The 20,913-nt window shown below is 58.4% G+C and carries 23 protein-coding genes; 4 read left to right on the forward strand and 19 right to left on the reverse strand.

All coding sequences use genetic code 11. From position 1 onward, the window contains the following. Positions 1-20: 20 nt before the first annotated feature. The 5 genes from EGK14_RS06645 to prmB all read right to left on the reverse strand — a co-directional run bounded on the left by EGK14_RS06645 (position 21) and on the right by prmB (position 4,406). Positions 21-563: an elongation factor P hydroxylase gene (locus tag EGK14_RS06645; RefSeq protein ID WP_125288296.1), complete on the reverse strand. Its 543-nt coding sequence runs from the start codon at positions 561-563 to the stop codon at positions 21-23. 50 nt (positions 564-613) lie between these two features. Then, positions 614-1,417: a sulfite exporter TauE/SafE family protein gene (locus EGK14_RS06650; protein WP_125288297.1), complete on the reverse strand. Its 804-nt coding sequence runs from the start codon at positions 1,415-1,417 to the stop codon at positions 614-616. A 9-nt stretch (positions 1,418-1,426) separates the two neighbouring features. Next, positions 1,427-2,248, reverse strand: a complete 822-nt coding sequence (mepA, locus tag EGK14_RS06655; RefSeq protein WP_125288298.1) for a penicillin-insensitive murein endopeptidase — start codon at positions 2,246-2,248, stop codon at positions 1,427-1,429. A 5-nt stretch (positions 2,249-2,253) separates the two neighbouring features. Continuing rightward, positions 2,254-3,339, reverse strand: coding sequence for a chorismate synthase (gene aroC, locus EGK14_RS06660; protein ID WP_125288299.1), 1,086 nt, complete (start codon positions 3,337-3,339; stop codon positions 2,254-2,256). Positions 3,340-3,473: 134 nt separating this feature from the next. Beyond that, positions 3,474-4,406 carry a 50S ribosomal protein L3 N(5)-glutamine methyltransferase gene (prmB, locus tag EGK14_RS06665; protein ID WP_125288300.1) on the reverse strand — a complete coding sequence of 311 codons (933 nt, stop codon included), beginning with the start codon at positions 4,404-4,406 and terminating at the stop codon, positions 3,474-3,476. A gap of 172 nt (positions 4,407-4,578) precedes the next feature. On the opposite strand from prmB, the gene smrB reads away from it, so the two are divergent. Then, positions 4,579-5,130, forward strand: coding sequence for an endonuclease SmrB (smrB, locus tag EGK14_RS06670; protein ID WP_125288301.1), 552 nt, complete (start codon positions 4,579-4,581; stop codon positions 5,128-5,130). A 98-nt stretch (positions 5,131-5,228) separates the two neighbouring features. Here smrB and sixA read toward each other — a convergent pair whose 3' ends face one another. The 4 genes from sixA to EGK14_RS06690 form a co-directional block, all read right to left on the reverse strand. Continuing rightward, on the reverse strand, positions 5,229-5,711 hold the full coding sequence (gene sixA / locus EGK14_RS06675; protein WP_125288302.1) for a phosphohistidine phosphatase SixA: 483 nt from the start codon (positions 5,709-5,711) through the stop codon (positions 5,229-5,231). 170 nt (positions 5,712-5,881) lie between these two features. After that, on the reverse strand, positions 5,882-8,035 hold the full coding sequence (gene fadJ, locus EGK14_RS06680) for a fatty acid oxidation complex subunit alpha FadJ (protein WP_370256036.1): 2,154 nt from the start codon (positions 8,033-8,035) through the stop codon (positions 5,882-5,884). After that, a complete protein-coding gene (gene fadI, locus EGK14_RS06685; protein ID WP_125288304.1) occupies positions 8,035-9,342 on the reverse strand; it encodes an acetyl-CoA C-acyltransferase FadI in 1,308 nt (435 codons plus the stop codon). The genes fadJ and fadI overlap by 1 nt, the downstream gene beginning before the upstream one ends. A 196-nt stretch (positions 9,343-9,538) precedes the next feature. Continuing rightward, the gene (locus EGK14_RS06690) at positions 9,539-9,835 is read right to left on the reverse strand and encodes a YfcZ/YiiS family protein (protein WP_125288305.1); all 297 of its coding nucleotides are present in this window, start codon (positions 9,833-9,835) and stop codon (positions 9,539-9,541) included. Between the two features lie 369 nt (positions 9,836-10,204). On the opposite strand from EGK14_RS06690, the gene fadL reads away from it, so the two are divergent. Then, complete coding sequence (fadL, locus tag EGK14_RS06695) at positions 10,205-11,491, forward strand: long-chain fatty acid transporter FadL (protein WP_125288306.1); 1,287 nt, start codon at positions 10,205-10,207, stop codon at positions 11,489-11,491. A 59-nt stretch (positions 11,492-11,550) separates the two neighbouring features. Here fadL and mlaA read toward each other — a convergent pair whose 3' ends face one another. From mlaA to ccmA, 10 genes are read right to left on the reverse strand one after another with little or no spacing between them, the layout of a single operon-like run. Continuing rightward, complete coding sequence (gene mlaA / locus EGK14_RS06700; RefSeq protein ID WP_125288307.1) at positions 11,551-12,312, reverse strand: phospholipid-binding lipoprotein MlaA; 762 nt, start codon at positions 12,310-12,312, stop codon at positions 11,551-11,553. Between the two features lie 27 nt (positions 12,313-12,339). Further along, positions 12,340-13,551 carry a c-type cytochrome biogenesis protein CcmI gene (ccmI, locus tag EGK14_RS06705; RefSeq protein ID WP_125288308.1) on the reverse strand — a complete coding sequence of 404 codons (1,212 nt, stop codon included), beginning with the start codon at positions 13,549-13,551 and terminating at the stop codon, positions 12,340-12,342. Further along, complete coding sequence (locus EGK14_RS06710) at positions 13,548-14,000, reverse strand: cytochrome c-type biogenesis protein (RefSeq protein ID WP_125288309.1); 453 nt, start codon at positions 13,998-14,000, stop codon at positions 13,548-13,550. The genes ccmI and EGK14_RS06710 overlap by 4 nt, the downstream gene beginning before the upstream one ends. Further along, entirely contained in the window at positions 13,997-14,551 is a 555-nt protein-coding gene (locus EGK14_RS06715) for a DsbE family thiol:disulfide interchange protein (RefSeq protein WP_125288310.1), read from the reverse strand. The genes EGK14_RS06710 and EGK14_RS06715 overlap by 4 nt, the downstream gene beginning before the upstream one ends. Continuing rightward, a complete protein-coding gene (locus tag EGK14_RS06720) occupies positions 14,548-16,494 on the reverse strand; it encodes a heme lyase CcmF/NrfE family subunit (RefSeq protein WP_125288311.1) in 1,947 nt (648 codons plus the stop codon). Before EGK14_RS06720 ends, EGK14_RS06715 begins: the two co-directional genes overlap by 4 nt. Beyond that, positions 16,491-16,955 (reverse strand): cytochrome c maturation protein CcmE, encoded by a 465-nt coding sequence (gene ccmE / locus EGK14_RS06725; protein WP_125288312.1) that lies wholly within the window; start codon positions 16,953-16,955, stop codon positions 16,491-16,493. Before ccmE ends, EGK14_RS06720 begins: the two co-directional genes overlap by 4 nt. Next, on the reverse strand, positions 16,952-17,167 hold the full coding sequence (ccmD, locus tag EGK14_RS06730) for a heme exporter protein CcmD (protein ID WP_125288313.1): 216 nt from the start codon (positions 17,165-17,167) through the stop codon (positions 16,952-16,954). The genes ccmE and ccmD overlap by 4 nt, the downstream gene beginning before the upstream one ends. After that, positions 17,164-17,904 carry a heme ABC transporter permease gene (locus EGK14_RS06735; protein WP_125288314.1) on the reverse strand — a complete coding sequence of 247 codons (741 nt, stop codon included), beginning with the start codon at positions 17,902-17,904 and terminating at the stop codon, positions 17,164-17,166. Before EGK14_RS06735 ends, ccmD begins: the two co-directional genes overlap by 4 nt. 45 nt (positions 17,905-17,949) lie before the next feature. After that, entirely contained in the window at positions 17,950-18,609 is a 660-nt protein-coding gene (gene ccmB, locus EGK14_RS06740) for a heme exporter protein CcmB (RefSeq protein WP_125288332.1), read from the reverse strand. Beyond that, positions 18,609-19,226: a cytochrome c biogenesis heme-transporting ATPase CcmA gene (gene ccmA / locus EGK14_RS06745; RefSeq protein ID WP_125288315.1), complete on the reverse strand. Its 618-nt coding sequence runs from the start codon at positions 19,224-19,226 to the stop codon at positions 18,609-18,611. The genes ccmB and ccmA overlap by 1 nt, the downstream gene beginning before the upstream one ends. A 241-nt stretch (positions 19,227-19,467) precedes the next feature. Between ccmA and EGK14_RS06750 the strand changes: the two genes are divergently transcribed. Both EGK14_RS06750 and EGK14_RS21560 read left to right on the forward strand, forming a co-directional pair. Then, on the forward strand, positions 19,468-20,379 hold the full coding sequence (locus EGK14_RS06750) for a formate/nitrite transporter family protein (RefSeq protein WP_125288316.1): 912 nt from the start codon (positions 19,468-19,470) through the stop codon (positions 20,377-20,379). A 327-nt stretch (positions 20,380-20,706) separates the two neighbouring features. Then, a partial coding sequence (locus EGK14_RS21560; protein WP_233598456.1) for a hypothetical protein occupies positions 20,707-20,913 on the forward strand: 207 nt, incomplete at its 3' end.

Genomic DNA, 20,913 nt, shown 5'->3' on the forward strand with positions numbered 1-20,913 from the left:
TTCCTTATTTACCATGCTGGTCAGAGATCTTCCGGCCAGGGAAACTGCGCTGCGGTCAGCGGCGGCGTTGAGTAGTAGCGACCCAGTTCGGTGATAAAACGGGCTGGCCGTGACGGAATTCCCTTTTCCAGATGAGCCATTACCTGCGCGTGAACCTTGCGCTGGAACGCAATGCGGTCCGGCTCGAAATCGCCATTGAGATTGTCACAACTTACGTTGAAGGGAAAGCCCGCCGCGACACAAAACAGCCATTCCAGCGCCTGTGGCTTGACCTCCACCGCTTCAAACTGGCTTTGCGTCATAGCGTCGCGGCCATCGGGACAATACCAGTAGCCGAAATCCACCAGCTTGCGCCGCTCGGCCCCGGCAATGCACCAGTGGGAGATTTCGTGCAGCGCGCTGGCGTAATAGCCGTGGGCGAACACCACGCGGTGATAGCTGACTTCCTCATCGGCGGGCAGGTAGATAGGTTCGTCATCGCCCTTTACCAGGCGAGTCTGAAAATCGTCAAAAAAACAGCGATCGAAAATCTCGATCAGCTGCGAATAGTCGTGAGTACGCATTGTTCTCTTCTGCAAAAATTTCACGTCTTGCGACGCGTCAAAATTAAGATTCAGCCCACCAGATGGTGAAACCAGGCAGCGATCTCTGCGCCGTGGCTGTCGTAGAGCAGCTTAGCGCTCATGACGATGGAAACGGTGACCACCATCGGGCGGATCAGCTGCTGTCCCCGGCTCAGCACCAGCCGTGCGCCGAGCCGTGCGCCGCAAATGGCGCCGAGCAGCATAATCAGGCCGGTGCCCCACACCACTTTGCCGCCGAAAATAAAAAACAGCAGGCCACCCAGGTTGGAGGTCAAATTCAGCACCTTGGCATGCGCGGTAGATTTCGCCAGGTTAAAACCGCAAAGCGTGACGAAGGCCAGCGCATAGAAGGAGCCCGCGCCCGGCCCGAAAAAGCCGTCATAAAAGCCAACGCAGCCGCCTGCCACCAGCGCGAACGGCAAACCGTGCAGGCGACGATGGCGATCTTCTTCGCCGATCTTAGGCATCAGCAGAAAATAGAGGCCGATCGCGATAATCAGCAGCGGCAGCACCTGGCGCAGCAGCCCCGGCTGAATGTGTTGGATCAGCATCGCGCCGAGGATCGAGCCGATAAACGCCATCAGGATATTCAGCCGCTGCGCTTTAAGATCCACCGCCTTGCGCCGCACAAAATAGAGGCTGGCGGAAAAAGAGCCACCAACGGACTGGAGCTTGTTGGTCGCCAGCGCCTGCGCCGGAGAAAACCCCGCCGCCAGCAGCGCCGGCACGGTCAGCAGCCCGCCGCCGCCAGCGATAGAGTCGATAAAAGCGGCCAGCACGGCGATGCAAAACAGTAGCCCTAGCAGCAGCGGGCTGACAGCAAACCATTCCATTTGTTCTTCCTAAAGCTGATGGTTATCCAGAAGCGCCTGACAGGAAGGCGGCAACGGCGGCGGCTCGCGCTTTACCGGCGCGCCGGAAGGTTTTGGCGGCGCGAACCAGCTTGCCAGCTCTGCGCCACAGCCGTCTCCCGGCGGCGGCGCGGGCTGATCCTGGCACTCCAGGCTGTCCGTGGGGCAGCGCAGGCGCACGTGCATATGCGCCCGATGACCGAACCATGGGCGCACCTTGCGCAGCCAGTCGCGATCGCTGCCCGCATCGGCGCAGAGCTGTTTTTTGATCGCCGGATTCACAAAGATACGCGTAACGTCGTCATCCTTTGCCGCCAGCTTAACCAGGCTGTCGATCTGCGGCTGCCAGTGGCGCGCTACCACGCTTTTGCCGTCGGCCGCCACCAGATCCAGCGGCTGCGGCTTCAGCAGCATTTGTGAACTCCACCGCGCCTGAGGTAACTGCAGCCAGATATCGACGTCCAGCCCGGTCTGATGACTCGCGTGGCCGCTGCTGAAGCGGCCGCCTGCCGCCATGCCCATATCCCCAATCAGCACCTCGCCCAGCTGCAAATTATGCACCTGGGCACCCAGCCGCTGAATAAACAGGATCAGGTCGGGATGACCATAAAAACGACGCTGATCCTGGCGCATCACCTGATAGGTCGGATCGTTAAGCGGCAGCGCCTGCGCGCCGACGATACAGCCGTTGGCAAAAGAGCCGATAGCGTGCGGCGCGCCGCTTATCGGCTGTCGGATCGATTGCCAGGGCGTGGCCGCCAGCGTGGAAGCGCTGAGCAGCAGGCCGCAAAGCGCGAACAGCGTCTTTTTCATGGTGGTTACCAGCGTGGAATGTTCGTCTGCACGTCCGCATTCTGTCCGCGATGACGCAGTAAATGATCCATCAGCACGATCGCCATCATGGCTTCCGCGATTGGCACGGCGCGGATCCCTACGCAGGGATCGTGACGGCCTTTGGTGATCATGTCGGTTTCTTCGCCCGTGCGGGTAATGGTTTTGCCCGGCACGGTGATGCTGGACGTCGGCTTCATCGCCAGCGTCGCCAGGATCGGCTGGCCGCTGCTGATGCCGCCCAGAATGCCGCCCGCGTGGTTGCTCTGAAAGCCGTCCGCGCGGATCTCGTCACGATGTTCGCTGCCGCGCTGGTTGACCACGGCAAAGCCGTCGCCGATTTCCACGCCCTTCACCGCGTTAATGCTCATCAACGCATGCGCCAGATCCGCATCCAGACGATCGAAAACCGGTTCGCCCAGGCCGACCGGCACGTTCTCTGCCATAACGGAGACCTTAGCGCCGATAGAATCGCCCTCTTTTTTGAGCGCGCGCATCAGCTCGTCCAGCGCCTCGATTTTTGACGGATCCGGGCAGAAGAACGGATTCTGTTCCACCTGATCCCAGTCCTTCAGCTCGCAAGCCACGTCGCCAATCTGCGCCAGATAGCCGCGCACCTTCACGCCGTGCTTCAGGGCCAGGTATTTTTTGGCGATAGCGCCGGCCGCCACGCGCATAGCGGTTTCACGCGCCGAAGAGCGCCCGCCGCCGCGATAGTCGCGCAGGCCGTACTTTTGTTCATAGGTATAGTCGGCGTGGCCGGGACGGAAGACATCTTTGATGGCGCCGTAATCCTGCGAGCGTTGGTCGGTATTTTCAATCAGCAGGCCGATGCTGGTGCCGGTGGTAACGCCTTCAAATACGCCGGAGAGAATTTTGACATGGTCCGGTTCGCGGCGCTGGGTGGTATAACGTGAGGTGCCGGGACGGCGGCGATCCAGATCGTGCTGCAAATCGGCTTCCGTCAGGGGGATGCCGGGCGGGACGCCGTCGACAATACAGCCCAGCGCCAGCCCGTGCGATTCACCAAAGGTGGTGACGCGGAAAACCTGTCCAATCGTATTACCAGCCATGAAGTCCTCTGAACTTTTCAGGAGGCCATCCCGTTTGCCGCTTCCGTCAGGCCAGCGCGAAATCCGTGCACGGGCTACGGTTTCCGCGTGGACCAGAGCAAAACCGCCTGCGCCGGGGATGCCTGTGATATTTTTTAGTCTTTATAGATGCCGAAATGATGTTGCGCAGCAACAATTTGTTCGCGGGTCAGCATAAATACGCCGTCGCCGCCGTTGGCGAATTCCAGCCAGGTGAACGGCACGTCGGGATACTGTTCGATCATATGCACCATGCTGTTGCCTACTTCGCAGACCAGCACGCCCTCTTCGCTCAGGTAGTCCGGCGCACAGGCCAGAATGCGGCGCGCCAGCTTCAGGCCGTCGCGCCCGGCGGCCAGCCCCAGCTCCGGCTCGTGCTGGTATTCCTCCGGCAGATCGCCCATATCCTCTTCATCCACGTAGGGCGGATTGGTGACGATCAGATCGTAAGGGGTCTTTGGCAGATCGCGGAACAGATCGGAGCGGATCGGCGTCACGTTATGATCCATACCGTGCGCGGCGATATTCTGCTCGGCCACGGCCAGCGCGTCCACAGAGATGTCTACGGCGTCCACTTCCGCTTCCGGGAAAGCATAGGCGCAGGCGATGGCAATGCAGCCGCTGCCGGTGCACATATCCAGAATATGGCTGGGTTCATGCGCGATAATGCCGCCGAAGCGGTCATTGATCAGTTCGCCGACCGGCGAGCGCGGCACCAGCACGCGTTCATCCACGTAAAACTCGTGGCCGCAGAACCAGGCTTTGTTGGTCAGATAGGCTACGGGAAGGCGCTCGTTGATGCGGCGAATGACGCGCTCGACAATGCGGTGACGCTCGCTGGAAGTCAGGCGTGCGGTGCGCATATCTTCCGGGATATCCAGCGGCAGATACAGCGTGGGCAGCACCAGCTGAACGGCTTCGTCCCAGGGATTATCGGTGCCGTGGCCGTACCAGATCTCCGCAGCGGCAAAACGACTCACCGTCCAGCGCAGCATATCCTGGATGGTATGCAGCTCACTGACTGCCTCATCAACGAAAATTTTGTCCAAAGTGCCCTCCACAGGCCAAACTCAACTCGGCAGCTAGTTTGCCATGAAGCTGACGAGAATCCAGCGCGCAGGCGTGAAAAAACTGACATTTGTTTATTTGCGGGGATTAGACAGGGTAAACTGACGGGATTATTGTTAAAAATCCCGCCGCCGCGTGCCGCCTGAGGATCAGATGAGTAAAAAACAGCCCCTGAGCGCCGAAGATGAAGCGCTGTTCCGTGGATTAATGACCGGCACGCGTAAGCTGGCTCAGGACACAATAGTACATAAGCCGCTGCGTAAAACGTTCTCGCAGGTGCCGCAAAAGCGCCTGCTGTCCGAGCAGATAGACAACAGCCACTATTTTTCCGATGAATTTCAGCCTCTGCTGTCCGCTGAGGGGCCGGTGCGCTACGTCAGAAGCGACGTCAGCCATTACGAGCTGAAAAAGCTCAGGCGAGGCGACTATACGCCAGAAATTTTTCTGGATTTGCACGGGCTGACGCAGAAACAGGCAAAAGAGGAGTTGGGCGCGCTGATAGCCGCCTGCCGCCGCGAGCATATCTTTTGCGCCAGCGTGATGCACGGTCACGGCAAGCACGTGCTCAAGCAGCAGACGCCGCTGTGGCTGGCGCAGCATCCTATGGTAATGGCCTTTCATCAGGCGCCGAAAATGTTTGGCGGCGATGCCGCTTTGCTGGTGCTGATTGAAGTGGAAGAGTGGCAGCCGCCGGAGCTGCCTTAGTCAGGCCTTCTCCCGGCGAGCCATGTTGGGGCTGGCCGCTTTACCCTTACGACGCGACGTCGTCCACGAAGCAGGCCGGTTGAACCGGCCCGGCGCGATCACATCGCTTTTGCCAGCCGTCCAGGGCTAACCTGCCATTCCAGCTTGCCGCAGCCGCTTTCGTCATTCAGCGTGACGCTGGCGATGGCAGACGTGGCGAACATCGGCGGCGTTTCCTGCGGGCAAAGCTCGGACACCAGATAGCCCACCAGAGGCAGATGGGAAATCACCAGTACCGCTTTGACGCCTTCCTTCGCCAACGCCTGAAGATAGCAGGCCACCAGCGCCGGATCGCCCCCCGGCGTCAGCTCCGGCAGCACTTCCTGCTCCACGGGCAGGATCAGCGCTTCACGTACCGTAGAGAGCGTCTGCTCAGCTCGCAAATAGGGACTGACCAACACCCGATCGATATCCACTTTCTGACCGTTGAGCCAGCCTGCCATCTGCCGCGACTCGTCGCAGCCGCAGTGGGTCAAAGGCCTTACCGCATCACTGGCTGCATCCAGTGCCGCATCGCCGTGACGCATAATGAAAACTTGCATATTGCACCGCTGTTATTAAACATAAACGCCGGAAAATCAGGTTTTCCGACTCTTCACTCTGTGAATGAACGCTGTGTTGTACCCTAATGCCAGAAGGCAAGTCAACCGATTGTTTACTAAATAACCGCCTGTTGACAAACGGTTATCAGCACCTTTCAGAAGCGTCCGATCTAACCCGTTGAAACAGGCTGGATATTCGCCTTACCTGTAGTTTTGTAAAAGGTTTCTCCCGTTTGCGCCATTTTTCGCAGGCGTTCGCAGGGGGTAAAACGCGCGCCGCAGCTGCGGGAAAGCTGTTCCAACTGCGCCACTATCTGCCCGGCGCCCAGCGCGTCCATATAGCGGAACGGGCCACCGGTAAACGGCGGAAAACCTATTCCGAATACCGCGCCAATATCGCCGTCGCGCGCGCAGCGAACAACGTTTTCATCAAAGGCTCTCGCCGCTTCGTTCAGCAACATCATCACGCAGCGCCGCGCGATAAGCTCTTTGCTCAGGTGCGCTTTTGGATGAACGTTCAGTAATTTATAAATTGTCGCATCGGGCCGTTTTTTGCCGCCCTCTTTCTTGCCGTAGCGATAAAATCCCCGACCGTTTTTGCGTCCCTTACGGTTATCGTTCAGGACGGCGTCCAGCTCCGGCGGCGCCTGAAAGCGTTCGCCCCAGGCTTCGGCCAGCACCGGCAGAATATGGGCGCCCGTATCGATGCCGACCTCATCCAATAGCTGGATCGGCCCGACGGGAAAGCCGAAGTCCGCCAGCGCCTCATCAATGTTTTCTATCGGCTCGCCTTCCAGCAGGCAGCGCAGCGCCTCGTTGATACAGGGCGTCAGAATTCGATTGACGTAAAACCCGGCGCTGTCCGCTACCACTATCGGCGTTTTGCCCTGCAATTTCGCCAGCTTTACCGTTGTAGCGAGGGTTTGCTCGCTGGTCTGCGCGTGGGGAATAACCTCCACCAGCGGCATTTTGTCGACCGGGCTGAAGTAGTGCATCCCGATAATATGCTCCGGACGGCGGGCGTGCGCGGCGATATCGCTAATCGGCAGCGAGGAAGTATTGGAGGCGAAAATCGTGCCGGGCGACGTGTTGGCCTCCACTTCCGCCACCATTTTCTGCTTCAAAAAAAGATCTTCAAATACCGCTTCGATCACCAGATCGCGACGCCGAAATCCCTGATAGTCCAGGCCGCCGCTAATCAGGGCCATCTGGCGCTGGCGCTGACCCGGCGTCAGCTGGCGGCGCGCGATCTTTTTCTCCAGCAGATCCCAGCTATATTTCAGCGCGTGCGTAATCCCTTCCGGCCGCACATCTTTGATGCGCACCGGCAGATTTCCCCGACAGGCGGTGACGTAAGCAATGCCGCCGCCCATCAGTCCACCGCCCAGTACCGCAACGGATTTCACCTCTTCCGGCGCCGCCTGTGCCCCGCTCTCTTTCTTTATTTCCGTGGTCGCAAAGAACAGTCCGCGCAGCGCGATGGACTCCGGCGACATCGCCAGCTCGCCAAACGCTTTAGCCTCGGCGGCGTAACCGGCGCTACGGCCCTGCTGCAGGCCGGTACGCACCACCGAAAGAATTCTGCGCGTGGCCGGATAGTTACCGCGCGTTTTCGCTTCCGCCCGTCTGGTCGCCATCTTAAAGAGCAATGCGCGTCCCATGGGCGCGTTAAGCATACGCTCGCTCAACGGCAGCACGCGGCGCGGCTGCCGGCCTCTGAGTACCATGTCCACTGCCGTTTCCAGCAGGATTGTCTGCGGCACGGCCTCTTCCACCAGACCCAGCTTTAACGCCTGCTTTGCGCGCAGCGTTTTGCCGGTCAGCATTAGATCCAGCGCGTGAGAGGCGCCGATCAGCCGGGGCAGCCGCTGGGTGCCGCCGGATCCGGGCAAAAGTCCCAGCTGCACTTCCGGCAGGCCCAGCTGCGTTTTCTCGTCCAGCGTGCAGACGCGCTGATGGCAGGCCAGCGCCAGCTCCAGCCCGCCGCCCAGACAGGCGCCGTGAATGGCGGCCACCGCCGGAAAAGGTAAGGCAGCGATCTCCGCCATGACCTTTTGCCCCTGCCGCGCCAGCGCAGCCGCTTCTTCTGCCGAGCGGCAGGCAGCAATCATGGTGATATCCGCGCCCGCGATAAAACTGTCCGGCTTGCCGGAGATAAACACCAGGCCAGCCAGCTCCGGCTGGCGACGCGCCTGCGCAATCGCTTCACGGATCTGCAGGACGAACTCTGCCTTTAGCGTATTGAGCTTTTCACCCGGCACATCGAAAGTAATGATGCCCACGTTGTCGGCACGCAGGCTGAATGTAAATGCGGATGCCGTCATTATTCCGCCTCCAGAACCATAGCCGCACCAAGACCGCCAGCGGCGCAGGCCGTAACCAGCCCCAGGCCGCCGCCGCGACGCCGCAGCTCGTGCAGCGTCTGGGTGATCATGCGTGCGCCGGTCGCGGCAAAAGGATGTCCATAGGCGATGGAGCCGCCCAGCACGTTGAATTTTTCTTCGTCCACCTCGCCCAGCGCATGAGGCCGGTTCAGAACTTCACGAGCGAATCGCTCATCGGCGAACATTTTGAGGTTGGCCAGCGTCTGGGCCGCAAATGCCTCGTGCATATCAATAAGCGTTAAATCCTTCAGGGTAACGCCTGCTCTGTCCAGCGCCAGCGGCGATGCCCAGGCCGGGCCGAGCAGCATATCCTCCTGCACGCCGATGGCGGTAAAGGCGTAGCTGCGCAGATAGCCCAGCGGGGTAATGCCCAGCTCTCTGGCGCGCGCTTCCGTCATCAGCACTACCGCTGCCGCGCCGTCGGTCAGCGGCGTGCTGTTAGCCGCCGTTACCGTGCCGTGTTTACGATCAAAAGCGGGACGTAGCCGGGCATAATCTTTCAGGCTGGAATGCAGGCGTACGTTGTTATCCTGCTGTAAGGGGCTGCGCCACGGCGGCACCCAGGCCGTCATCACCTCCTGCGCCAGCCTGTTCTCTTCCCAGGCCTTTGCCGCACGCAGGTGCGAACGATGCGCCAGCGCGTCCTGCTGTTCACGCGTGATGCCGTAGCTTTTCGCCATCTGTTCCGCGGTATCGCCCATGCGCAGGCCGGTAGAGTATTCCGCTACGGCAGGCGGCACGGGCAGCAAATCACGCGGGCGAAGCTGGCTGAGCAGCCGTAACTTTTGCGGTAGAGAGCGGGTTTTACTGAGGTCCACCAGCACGCGGCCCAGCTGTTTGCTGACGCCGATAGGCAATACGGAAGCGGAGTCCGCGCCGCCGGCAATACCTGCCTGGATGGTGCCGGCCAGCAGGCTTTCGGCCACGTTAGCGACGGCCTGAAAACTGGTGGCGCAGGCGCGGCTCACGCTATAGGCGTCGGTATGTACGCTTAAGGAAGTGCCGAGGACGATTTCGCGCGCGATATTCGGCGCTTCGGGCATCTGGATCACCTGGCCAAACACCAGCTGTTCAATAACGTCGGGCGGGGTATCGCTGCGTACCAGCAGTTCACTGACCACCATCCGCCCCAGCTCAATAGCCGGAATAGCCTGAAGCGCCGTGGCCTGGCGAGCAAAAGGGGTGCGTAAACCGTGCGTTATCGCTATGCGTTGACCCTGACGCGTCAGCAAGGGGAGCGCTTTCATTGTTCACCTGTAAAAATCAGCGGCATCACTGCCAAAAGAGGTCAGACCTGTTTATTGTTAACCAGATTTTTACATTTTGCATAATGTGGAAAAGAAAAGTGCGAGGGAAACCACGGTTTTGGGAACCATGAGTGGACGTAGCCCACTCATTTTTTTGAGGATGCCGGGTCAGGCCCGGCGGTCCCGCGTTGAAAAATTAGCGTAGCGCCAGCTGAAAGATCATCGTTTCTGCCTGGCAACTAAAGGTGAAATCCGCATCCAGCTGCACGCCGTCCGGCTTCTCTTCGAAACGGCCGACGATATCGCAAGGTTCGGATTCGACCTGACGCGCTTTGTTGATAAGCGCCTGCAGGGCGGCTTCAGCCTGCTGACGATTTTCATACAGGTGACGCCAGCTGGCTGTGCAGTCGGTGTTATCCATGATAGTGCCGACATCCACACAGCAACAGGCGGCGGTTTCGTTAGCGCTACATTTATTGATGGCGTGGGTCATAAGATCCTCCGGTTAACGGCCGCTCGGGGCGGACTTAAGGTCATAATGCTTTTATTCTACGCCTGCCCTTTTTTTCTGTCCGGTGATCCAGCGAATAAGCGTCATCAGATAATGAAAATCAAAGATAAATTTGATCTGAAACAGGCTAGACTCAACGCCGCCTGTTGTGTCTCGCAGGTTTTTGTTAAGCAGATCGCTTTTTATTGATCAATTTAGAAATATTTATAAAACAATATTGCAACAACTACAGGGGCCAGACCTATACTGGGGCCACTGGTCTGATTAGTTAGCCGTCTTTCAGCCCCTCTGTAGCGTCCTGCCGTTGCCTGCGTAACGGTATTAATAAAATCAGATAAAGAGGTTGTGGTCATGAACCATAAAAACCTGTTTGCGAAGTCTGCTCTTGCAGCCGCAGTGGCCATTGTTTCTTCTCAGGCATTTGCAGCCGGCTTTCAACTTCATGAATTTTCCTCTGCCGGATTAGGTCGTGCCTATTCTGGCGAGGGCGCAATGGGCGATACCGCTGCGTCGGCCAGCCGTAATCCGGCGACCATGGCGTTGATGGATCGTCCAATGCTTTCGGTAGGCGCGATTTTTATCGATCCGGGCGTCAGTATTGACGGCACCAGCAGCCTGTCTGGCCAGAGTCTGAACGCAGATAATATCGCGCCCACGCAATGGGTGCCCAATCTCCATTATGTGCAGCCGCTAAATGACCAGTGGTGGCTGGGCGCGTCCGCGACCGCTAATTACGGACTGGCGACGGAATTTAATAATGATTACGCCGCCGGGCCGTATGCCGGTAAAACGGATCTGCAAACCGTTAACTTTAACTTAAGTACCGCTTATCGACTGAACCAGCATTTCAGCTTTGGTGTCGGTTTTGACGCCGTCTATGCCCGCGCGAAGATTGAACGTTACGCCGGCGAAGCGGGCCGCGCACTGGGCTTTCCGACCGATACGCAAATTGCGCATCTGAAGGGCGATGAGTGGGGCTACGGCTGGAACGCGGGCATTCTGTACGAAGTGGATGAGGATAACCGCTTCGGCTTTACTTACCGTTCCGAGGTTAAGGTCGATTTCGACGGCGACTATAAAAGCAGCATTCCGGGCGCTATCAACCCGCTTAATCAGGCGCTTAATCTGGGCCTGCCGTACGGCACCAGCGGATCGACCATTCCCGGCGCGCTGACGCTGAACCTGCCGGAAATGTGGGAAGTCTCAGGCTACCATAAAGTTGCTCCGCAGTGGGCCGTACACTACAGCCTGACCTATACCAGCTGGAGCCAGTTCCAGGAGTTGAAGGCCACCGGCAGCGGCGGTCAGACTTTGTTCTATAAGGATGAGAGCTACAAGGATGCTTACCGTATCGCGCTGGGCACGTCCTACTTTTATGATGACAACTGGACGTTTCGTGCCGGTATCGCCTTTGATGACAGCCCGGTGCCTGCCGATCAGCGTTCCATCTCTATCCCCGATCAGGATCGCCTGTGGCTAAGCACCGGCGCGTCCTACGCCTTTAATCAGGATGCGTCCGTGGACGTGGGGCTTTCTTATATGCACGGCCAGCACGTAACGGTAGAAGAAGGCCCTTATACCTTCCGTTCTACCGGCAAAGCCTGGCTCTATGGCGCTAACTTTAACTATAAGTTCTGAGGCTTAAGCCAATAAAAAAGGCCCGATTTGGGCCTTTTTTGCCGACAGCATACGGCAAATCAGTCGGCGTCGATATCGTCCAAATCGCCCTGAATAGCGGCGGCGTTCGGGTTTTCCTGCGGGATCAGCTTGCCGTCGCTGGCAAGGAAATCGTGGCGCTGGAAATAGGCAGCGCGCACAAAGGCATATGGATCTTTGCTGTTGTGCAGAATAGCGTCGGAATCCAGCAGCTGCGCGCGGGTTTCCACGCCTTCCAGCGCCCACTTACCGGCAGTCATCCACCAGGTCAGCCAGCTCAGCGGCGCATAAAGATCGTCGACCATGCCGCCCACGTCTTCACGCGGCGTAAAGCTGCCGTAGCCCGGCAATTCAACATAGGTGCCATAACCCACGCCATAGTTGCCCAGCGTGCTACCGAAACGACGCGGCTCTTCCTTCGCCAGCGTCGGGTTGGCCATGCCGGCCACGTCGATAAAGCCGCCCAAACCCAGAATGGTATTCAGGAAGAAGCGGTTAAAGTGGATCATTGCTTTATAGGGCTTGCCCTCAATAAAGTAGTTCACCATTGTAGACGGCTCGCTCAGGTTGCCGAGAAAGTTGCTCAGGCCACTACGCGCGGGCACCGGCACGTAATCGCGCCAGGCGACGGCGACGGGACGAACAACATAGGGATCCAGCACGTTGTAATTAAAGTCGAACATCGTGCGGTTGAACCCTTCCAGGGGATCGGAGCGCCCCTGGGGTTCATCCGCCGTCTGCGAACTGGCGCAGCCAATCAGCAGTACGCTGGTCAACGCCACGCCCATCACGCGGTAGTTCATCTCTCTCTCCCTGTTAAATAAAGCCGACTACGGCTGCTGTTGGTTAATCTCAACGGCCAGCTGTTGATGACCATCGAAAGGCGTGACCGCGCTGGTGCCGAACCAGTCACCGGCCTGCGGATTGGCGCTGCCGTCTCGCGAGATGCGCACGCGCACCTGAACCTGATGCTGCGCCGAGAGCAGACGCTCCGGCATCATGGCGTTGCTGTCATCCAGCGTCAGCGAGAGCGGGAAATGGCTCAGCGGCACTCTTTTCACCGCCACCGGCACTTTCGCCACGCCGTCGGAAACAGAAATATAGAGCACGCCGCCTTCGGGCAGCTGCTTTTCCGCGCCGGCGGCCAGCGTCACGGTCAGCGCCAGGCGGCTGGTTTGTCCGCCGGACTCTGTCTTAGCCTGTTCGATGCTGCGGCGGATCGCCGCCACCCGCTTATCGTCGGCCGGTAACAATTGTAACATCTTTTGCCAGATCGCTGTGGCCTGCGCGTAACGCTGCTGGCTAAAAGCATTAAATGCCAACAGGCTGAGCAGGCGAATATTGTCGCCGTCGCTTTTCACCATGTCGTTGAGCATAGCCGTCGCCTGGCGATTATCCTGTGGATCCGGCGAACGCGTCAGGGCATCGACGTAGCTTAGCTTCACTTCCGGATCGGTGGGAGCAAGCTGCATGGCGCGGCGAAAAGCCTGGGTGGCCGTAGCGGCGTTGTTCAGCACCATGCCGATACGACCCAGCATCAGCCAGTCGCTCACGTTGCGCGGATCCTGTTGCAGCGAGGTGCGGATCCCCAGCCCAAGCCGGGCCAGCTGTTCCATCGTCAGCGGCTTGGCCTGCGGATCCATCAGCTGCGCCCGCAGTTCGGGCAGTTCGTTATTGACCTGCTGCCAGGCAAGCACCTGCGTAAAGCCGCCGGTTTTGAAATAGAGGCCCAGGCTGACGACCAGCAGCACCGCTACGCCGGGCAACAAAACCCAGCGGCTGAGCGCGCGCTCGTGGGTTGGCGCTTGCTGAGGAATATCCAACAGCAGCGTCTGCTGTAGCTCGCGGATCATCTCCGCGCGCTCTGCCACGACGCCCTGCGCTTCGTCCTGCTCAAGCTCCTGCAGGCGCTGATGGTAAAAAGTTTTGTTCAGCGTGTCACGGTCTGTCGCCAGCGCCGCGCGCTTGCGGCCTCCGGCGATCAGCAGCAGCGTACTGGCGGCCACCAGTAAAGCCAGAACGGTGAGCCAGAATCCACTCATGGTTGCTTCCTGTTATTTAACAGCGCGTCAAGCCGCGCCTGCTGCTCCGCATCCAGTGCAGAACCGGTGCGTTTTCTGCTGCGTAGTACCATCACCAGCATGCCCGCGACTACAAACAGCACGGGGCCTGCCCACAGGATCAGCGTGGAGGCCATCACCGGCGGCTCGTAAGTGACGAAATTACCGTAGCGCGCCACCATCCAGGCTTTAACCTGCTCTGGCGTCTGGCCGCTTTGCAGCAGCTGATAAACCTTCAGGCGCATATCGGCGGCAATCATCGCATTTGAATCCGCAATGCTGTTGTTCTGACACTTGGGGCAGCGTAGCGATTCCGTCAGATGCCGATACTGCTGCTCCTGGGTGACCGATGAGAATCGGTAGGTATCTATGTTGTCCGCCAGTACGCTGAAAGAGAAGATCAGTGCGGCGAAAAGTAAAATGCGTTTCATTGGCCTGCTTCCTTGCTGTATTTATCCCACAATGGCTTTACTTCGCTGTTCCATACCCGGTCGTTCATATCCCCGGCGTGGCGATAGCGAATAATCCCTTTGCCATCGATTAAAAAGGTTTCAGGCGCGCCGTACACGCCCAAATCCAGCCCCAGCATACCGTCGCCATCGTAGAGACTCAACGCGTAAGGATTACCCAGCGAGTTGAGCCAGTTAACGGCCTTGCTGCGATCGTCCTTATAGTTCAGCCCCACCACGCGGATGCCCTGCACCGCCAGCGTATTAAGATACTGGTGTTCGGCGCGACAGGTTGGACACCAGGTCGCCCAGACGTTGAGCAGGATGGGTTTACCGTCATGCAGCACCGACTGGTCATAGATTTTGCCAGGCCTGTCCAGCGATTCCAGCCGGAAAACCGGTACGGGCTTGCCTACCAGCGCCGATTCCAGCTTTGACGGATCGTCGCCGTTGGCGTTACGGGTAAGTTGCCACATCAGCGCGGCGGCCAGCAGCAGAAACAGCGCCAGCGGAATATAAAGGGTCTTTTTCATGCCGGCACCTTTTTACGCGAGCGATAGCGCGGATCGAGCAGGCATAAAATGCCGCCGGCTGCCATAAACAGGCCGCCGAACCAGATCCAGCGCACGAATGGTTTGTAATAGATACGCACCGCCCAGGAATTATCCTCGAGCTCTTCGCCCAGCGCCGCGTAGAGATCGCGCGTAAAGCCGCCGTCGATTGCCGCTTCGGTCATCATAGTGTGTGCCACGCTGTAGTAACGCTTTTCGGCATGCAGCGTCGCTTCATGCTTACCGTTGCGCGTTACGTCGATGATGCCCACGCCGCCGCTGTAGTTTGCGCCCTGTAGGTTACGCACATCGCGAAAGATAAAGTGATAGTTATGAATATCAACCGTATCGCCTGCACGCATACGCACATCGCGCTCCACGCTATAGTTCTGGCTGAAAGCGATACCGATAACGGTCACGGCAACGCCAAGGTGCCCCAGCACCATGCCCCAGTGGCTGCGTGAAAGGTGACGCAGCCCGGTGAAAAAGCGATGACGATGGGTAGCGCGTTCGTGCAGCTCCATCAGCGTCAGGAAGATAACCCACAGCGACATCAGCAATCCCACTACCGTCATCGCTTCAATGCTGTCCTGCATCAGCCACGGCAGCAAAATGGATAGCGCCAGCGTGGCGACCAGCGCCACCGCCAGCCGCTTCCACAGCTTTTGCGGCTCGTCGCGACGCCAGCGAACCAGCGGCCCGATGCCCAACAGCAGCGCCAGCGGCGCCATCAGCCAGGTGAACAGCGTATTAAAGAAAGGTTCACCGACAGAGATGCTGCCCAGGCCCAGCTGCTTGTGCACCAAAGGCAGCAGCGTGCCGAGTAGCACCACCAGCATAGCGGCAATCAGCAGAATATTGTTGCCCAGCAGGAAGGATTCGCGCGACCAAAGCTCGTTCTGCACGCGGCCGCGCACTTTGCTGCCTTTGATGGCGTACAGCAGCAGCGAGCTGCCGATAACGATGACCAGGAAAGCCAGGATAAACATGCCGCGCGCCGGATCGGAGGCGAAAGAGTGTACCGAAATCAGCACGCCCGAACGCACCAGGAAAGTCCCCAGCAGGCTGAGCGAAAACGCGGTGATAGCCAGCAGCACTGTCCAGGCCTTAAAAGTGCCGCGCTTTTCCGTTACCGCCAGCGAGTGGATCAACGCCGTGCCCGCCAGCCACGGCATAAAGGAGGCGTTTTCCACCGGATCCCAGAACCACCAGCCGCCCCAGCCAAGCTCGTAATAGGCCCATGCCGAGCCAAGCACGATGCCGACGGTCAGAAAAACCCAGGCCGCCGTGGTCCATGGACGCGACCAGCGCGCCCAGGCGGTATCCAGCCTGCCCGTCATCAGCGAGGCGATGGCAAAAGCAAAAGCCACGGAGAAACCGACATAGCCCATATAAAGCAGCGGCGGATGGAAGATCAGACCGATATCCTGCAGCATCGGGTTAAGATCGCTGCCGTCGATCGGGAAGTCAGGCAGCGTGCGGGTAAACGGGTTCGAGGTCAGCGTGATAAACAGCAAAAAGCCCAGATTGATCATGCCCATGACGGCCAGCACGCGGGCCACGGAATCCAGCGGCATAGCGCGGCTGAATAACGCGACCGCCAGCGTCCAGGTGCTGAGCAGCAGCAGCCACAGCAGCAGTGAACCTTCATGCGCCCCCCAGGTCGCCGCAATCCGATAGTAAACCGGCAGCTGCGTATTGGAGTTGGTGGCAACATAGGCAACGCTGAAATCATTCACCACAAAGGCGTGCACCAGCACGATAAAAGCGGCGAGCACACAGGCGAACAGCGCGTAGCTCAGCGGCCTGGCCAGCCCCATCAGCCGTCTGTCCTGGCGGGAAGCGCCCCACAGCGGATAGACGCTCAGCAGCAGCGCCAGCGCCACGCCCAGTGCAAGCAGGAAACTGCCGATTTCCGGTATCATGGCTGGTTCACCGCAATCTTATGGTTCTTTTTCATTGCATCCTCAATTTCCGGCGGCGTGTATTTTTCGTCATGCTTCGCCAGCACTTCTTTCGCTTCGATCAGGTTGCCCGGCTCCAGCACGCCCTGCGCGACCACGCCCTGCCCTTCCCGGAACAGATCCGGCAGGATACCGAGATAGCTCACGCTGACCACGCCGTTAGCATCGTAGAGTTTAAAGGAAACCTGTAACGTGTTGGCATCGCGTTTGACGCTGCCGGGCATCACCATGCCGCCGACGCGCAGACGCTGACCCGGCGTCGGCTTTTGCTGGCTTTCGCCTTTGCCGTTCAGGATTTCGCTGGGGGTATAGAACAGATCGATATTCGAACGTAACGCGTACATAACCAGCGCGGTCGCCAGCCCGAGTCCGGCCAGGATGGCAATCGCAACGAGCAGGCGATTTTTACGACGGGTATTCACGATGAGGCTCCCTGCTTTTTCATTTTTGCCGCCTTGATGCGGCGTTCCCGCGACTCGCGCTGGCGAATGTCGGCCAACAGCCGCCGACGGCTAATGAGGGTGTGCAGCACCAGCACGCCCAGCGCAAACAGCGTGCAGGCGACGGCGAGCCAGACGTAAAAGGCGTAGCCGCCCATCGCCCAAAAGGCCTGCCAGGATGGGAAAGCGGTCATTGGCGCGCTCCTTTTTCCGCTACTTCCCTTACCCAAGGACGATGGCGCTCGCTGAACAGCAGCAAATTACGCAGACGCATCAGCGTCAGCGAGATAAACAGCAGCCAGAAGCCCGCAATAGCCCAACGTAAAGGCGTGCGCATGGAAGGCGCTATCGCCTGCTGGAAGACGCCAGAAGAGCCCTGATGCAGCGTGTTCCACCACTGCACCGAGTAGTGGATTATCGGCAGGTTTACCACGCCCACCAGGATAAGGATCCCGGCCGCACGGCCCGCCATACGGCGATCGTCAAAGGCATTATAAAGCGCGATGACGCCCATATAGAGGAACAGCAGCACCAGTTCCGAAGTCAGCCGCGCATCCCAGATCCACCAGGTTCCCCACATCGGCTTCCCCCATGCGGAACCGGTGACCAGCGCGATAAAGGTGAACACCGCGCCGACGGGCGCCATCGCAGCGGCGGCAAGATCGGCCGTTTTCCACTGCCACACCAGGCCGGTGAACGCGGCGATCGCCATGGCGGCGTAGATACCCATTGACCACATCGCGGCGGGAACATGAATATAAATGATGCGATAGCTGTCGCCCTGCTGATAGTCGGACGGCGCGAAACCAAATCCCCATATCCAGCCGGTGGCTAACGTAACCGTCGCGGCAACTGCAAACCAGGGCAGCAGCCGACCACATAACTGGTAAAGCCTGTCGGGCTTTCCTGACTGGTGTAACCATTTCCACATTATTAATTGCTCATCTGAAAAGAAACGCGTTTCTGTCTGTTATTGTTAGTGTACGCTGACCCGCAGTGCCGCAGCAGTAGCGAAAGGCGCCAGCGTGGCGCTGGCGACCAGCATCGCGCCAAGGATTGCCAGCTGGCCGTTTATCGCCAGGCCCATTCCCGCAGCGTCGATGGCCGCCGAGGCGAAAATCAGTACCGGCACCGCCAGCGGCAGCACCAGCAGGCTCAGTAAAACGCCGCCGCGTCGCAGCCCGACCGTTAATCCTACGCCAATCGCGCCCAGGAAACTTAGCGTCGGGGTGCCCAACAGCAGAGAAAGCGCCATCGCACGCCAGGTTATGAAATCCAGCGACAGCAGCAGCGCTACCAGCGGCGAAAGCAGCAGCAGCGGCAGGCCGGTCACCAGCCAGTGCGCGAGCACTTTCCCTAATACCGTTATCGGCAGCGGCGTCGGCAACAGCAGCAGCTGTTCCAGCGAGCCATCAATAAAGTCGTCACGAAACAGCCTCTCCAGCGCCAGCAGCGAAGAGAGCAGCGCCGCAACCCAGACAATCCCCGGCGCGATACGCGCCAGCAGCTGCGGTTCGGGACCGATACCCAGCGGAAACAGCGTAATAACGATCAGAAAAAACCACAGTGGATTAACGACTTCCGCGCCGCTGCGAAAAGCGACGCGCAGCTCTCGCATAATAATGCGTCCGATCATCATCCTGCCTCCTTGACGGAAAGCCGAATTTTACGCACGCGCTGCGCCGATCCCGGCAGATCCTGATGGGTAGTCAGGATCACGGAACCGCCATTGTCGGCATGACGGGCAAACAGCGCCATCAGCTTTGTCACGCCTGATTTATCTATAGCGGTCAGCGGCTCGTCAAGGATCCACAGCGGGGAACGGCTCAGCCAGAGTCTGGCCAGCGCAACGCGACGCTGCTGTCCCGCGGAAAGCTGCGCGACAGGCACCTCTTCATATCCCGCCAGGTCGACCTCTTCCAGCGCCTGCCACAGTTTTTCTTGCGGCTCCCGCGCATGAAAAAACTGCAGGTTTTCCCGCGCGGTCAGCACCGCTTTCACGCCGGGCTGATGTCCCAGATAGAGTAACGCGCGGTGCCAGGCTTCTCGCTGTTTGCGCACGGGCTGCTGCTGCCAAAGTACCTCGCCCTGCTCAGCCCGGCTTAAGCCCGCCAGAATACGCAGCAGCGAGGTTTTTCCCGCGCCGTTGGCGCCTTCTATTTGGACGATATCGCCTGCGGAAACGGTAAAACTGAGTTCGCTGAACAGCGTACGTTCATCACGAACGCAGGTCAGATTGTGGGCCTGGAGCATCAGGTGGCATCGCGCTTGTTAATAATGCGTGAAATAGTACCACAGCTGATAATGGTATCGCAGCCTGCGAGGTATCACTGGATGCTTAAGTTGCCGCTATTATGCCCCGTGCAGGCCGCTTAACGGCGAAAAATTCCGCTTCTTTAAATCCTTGTTACGCTTATTCTGAAACACAGTTACATTTCGGCAACGCTAAAACCCGCTACGCTTAGGCAGAGTGTCGATTACGGGAGCAGGAAGAATGAAAGAAGATAATGTGGAAGTCGAGAGTGAAGAACGTGAAGGAGAAGAGATAGAGGTGGATGAGGAAGCGTTACCCTCGCGTGCGGCGGCCATCCATGAGGAGATCCGCCAGGACGGCGAGAAAGAGCTGGAGCGCGATGGCCTGGCACTGCTGTTTTCGGCTATTGCCGCGGGACTGTCGATGGGCGCCTCGCTGATGGCCAAAGGGATTTTTCAGGCACACCTTGACGGCGTGCCCGGCGCTTTCCTGTTGGAAAATCTTGGCTACACCTTTGGTTTTATCATTGTCATTATGGCGCGCCAGCAGCTGTTTACAGAGAACACCGTAACCGCCGTGCTGCCGGTTATGCACAAACCGACCGGCGGCAATCTGGTCCTGCTGCTGAGGCTGTGGGCCGTAGTGCTGTTCGGCAATTTGATCGGGACGGCACTGGCTTCGTTGGCCTTTACCCATATGCCGATCTTTGACGATGCCACGCGGCAGGCTTTTGTGGCTATCAGCCAGAAAGTGATGGAAAACACGCCGGGCGAGATGTTCGCCAATGCGGTGATCTCCGGCTGGATTATCGCCACGATGGTCTGGATGTTTCCTTACGCCGGCAATGCGAAAATTTGGGTGATTGTCCTGATGACCTGGCTGGTGGCACTGGGAGACCTGGCGCATATCGTGGTAGGTTCGGTAGAAGTCCTTTATCTGGTCTTTAACGGTCTTATCAGCTGGCAGGAATTTTTATGGCCTTTTGCTCTTCCTACGCTGGCCGGCAATATTATCGGCGGCACATTTATTTTTGCACTGATTAGCCATGCGCAGATCCGCAACGATATGAGCACCCGTGCTAAAGCGGAGGCAAAAGCGAAAGCCGAAGCGAAGAAAAAGCGTGATAAAAAAGAGAAGGCTGAAGAAGGCTAACAGGCTGGCTGCAAGCCGCTAACGTTATTGCCAGGCGGCAGTCGTCTCCCAGGGGGCGCTGCCGTTATCGGCGGGCAGTTCAGAAAAAGCAGGTAGCTATGGGGCAGCTTTAGCTGAACAGCGCGAAAGTGTGCATATAGAAATTGCTGGCGAAAGCGACATAGGCCAGCCAGACCAGCATGATAATACCGAGCGACAGTTTCAGGGACATAGCGACCTCTTTTATGAGCTAAACAAACGGGTAACCTTGCTTGAATTCGCTTTACATTAGTCCTCTGTCAGACCGCAGTTCTTGATCCAGCGCAACTATTTTCCATTAATCGGCTAATGGCTTCTTTGCTCAACCTTGTGCAGATCAACTCTAATCACTCAACAACTCAACAACTCAACAACTCAACAACTCAGCAACTCAGCAACTCAGCAACTCAGCAACTCAGCAACTCAGCAACTCAGCAACTAAGAAAAAAAGAAAAAAAGAAGAAGATAATAAAAGAATCAAATTTGGAGAGGGGGGGCGGGGGGGGGGGGGGGGGG

Origin of the sequence: Erwinia sp. 198 (genome assembly GCF_003937915.1) — a bacterium.
Taxonomy (GTDB): Bacteria; Pseudomonadota; Gammaproteobacteria; order Enterobacterales; family Enterobacteriaceae; genus Erwinia; species Erwinia aeris.

Excerpts from the sequence above, each read along its gene's own strand:
- EGK14_RS06645 (WP_125288296.1), bottom strand. The coding sequence starts at position 563 with ATGCGTACTCACGACTATTCGCAGCTGATCGAGATTTTCGATCGCTGT.
- EGK14_RS06650 (WP_125288297.1), bottom strand. The coding sequence starts at position 1,417 with ATGGAATGGTTTGCTGTCAGCCCGCTGCTGCTAGGGCTACTGTTTTGC.
- mepA (WP_125288298.1), bottom strand. The coding sequence starts at position 2,248 with ATGAAAAAGACGCTGTTCGCGCTTTGCGGCCTGCTGCTCAGCGCTTCC.
- aroC (WP_125288299.1), bottom strand. The coding sequence starts at position 3,339 with ATGGCTGGTAATACGATTGGACAGGTTTTCCGCGTCACCACCTTTGGT.
- smrB (WP_125288301.1), top strand. The coding sequence starts at position 4,579 with ATGAGTAAAAAACAGCCCCTGAGCGCCGAAGATGAAGCGCTGTTCCGT.
- sixA (WP_125288302.1), bottom strand. The coding sequence starts at position 5,711 with ATGCAAGTTTTCATTATGCGTCACGGCGATGCGGCACTGGATGCAGCC.
- fadJ (WP_370256036.1), bottom strand. The coding sequence starts at position 8,035 with ATGACGGCATCCGCATTTACATTCAGCCTGCGTGCCGACAACGTGGGC.
- fadI (WP_125288304.1), bottom strand. The coding sequence starts at position 9,342 with ATGAAAGCGCTCCCCTTGCTGACGCGTCAGGGTCAACGCATAGCGATA.
- EGK14_RS06690 (WP_125288305.1), bottom strand. The coding sequence starts at position 9,835 with ATGACCCACGCCATCAATAAATGTAGCGCTAACGAAACCGCCGCCTGT.
- fadL (WP_125288306.1), top strand. The coding sequence starts at position 10,205 with ATGAACCATAAAAACCTGTTTGCGAAGTCTGCTCTTGCAGCCGCAGTG.
- mlaA (WP_125288307.1), bottom strand. The coding sequence starts at position 12,312 with ATGAACTACCGCGTGATGGGCGTGGCGTTGACCAGCGTACTGCTGATT.
- ccmI (WP_125288308.1), bottom strand. The coding sequence starts at position 13,551 with ATGAGTGGATTCTGGCTCACCGTTCTGGCTTTACTGGTGGCCGCCAGT.
- EGK14_RS06710 (WP_125288309.1), bottom strand. The coding sequence starts at position 14,000 with ATGAAACGCATTTTACTTTTCGCCGCACTGATCTTCTCTTTCAGCGTA.
- EGK14_RS06715 (WP_125288310.1), bottom strand. The coding sequence starts at position 14,551 with ATGAAAAAGACCCTTTATATTCCGCTGGCGCTGTTTCTGCTGCTGGCC.
- EGK14_RS06720 (WP_125288311.1), bottom strand. The coding sequence starts at position 16,494 with ATGATACCGGAAATCGGCAGTTTCCTGCTTGCACTGGGCGTGGCGCTG.
- ccmD (WP_125288313.1), bottom strand. The coding sequence starts at position 17,167 with ATGACCGCTTTCCCATCCTGGCAGGCCTTTTGGGCGATGGGCGGCTAC.
- EGK14_RS06735 (WP_125288314.1), bottom strand. The coding sequence starts at position 17,904 with ATGTGGAAATGGTTACACCAGTCAGGAAAGCCCGACAGGCTTTACCAG.
- ccmB (WP_125288332.1), bottom strand. The coding sequence starts at position 18,609 with ATGATCGGACGCATTATTATGCGAGAGCTGCGCGTCGCTTTTCGCAGC.
- ccmA (WP_125288315.1), bottom strand. The coding sequence starts at position 19,226 with ATGCTCCAGGCCCACAATCTGACCTGCGTTCGTGATGAACGTACGCTG.
- EGK14_RS06750 (WP_125288316.1), top strand. The coding sequence starts at position 19,468 with ATGAAAGAAGATAATGTGGAAGTCGAGAGTGAAGAACGTGAAGGAGAA.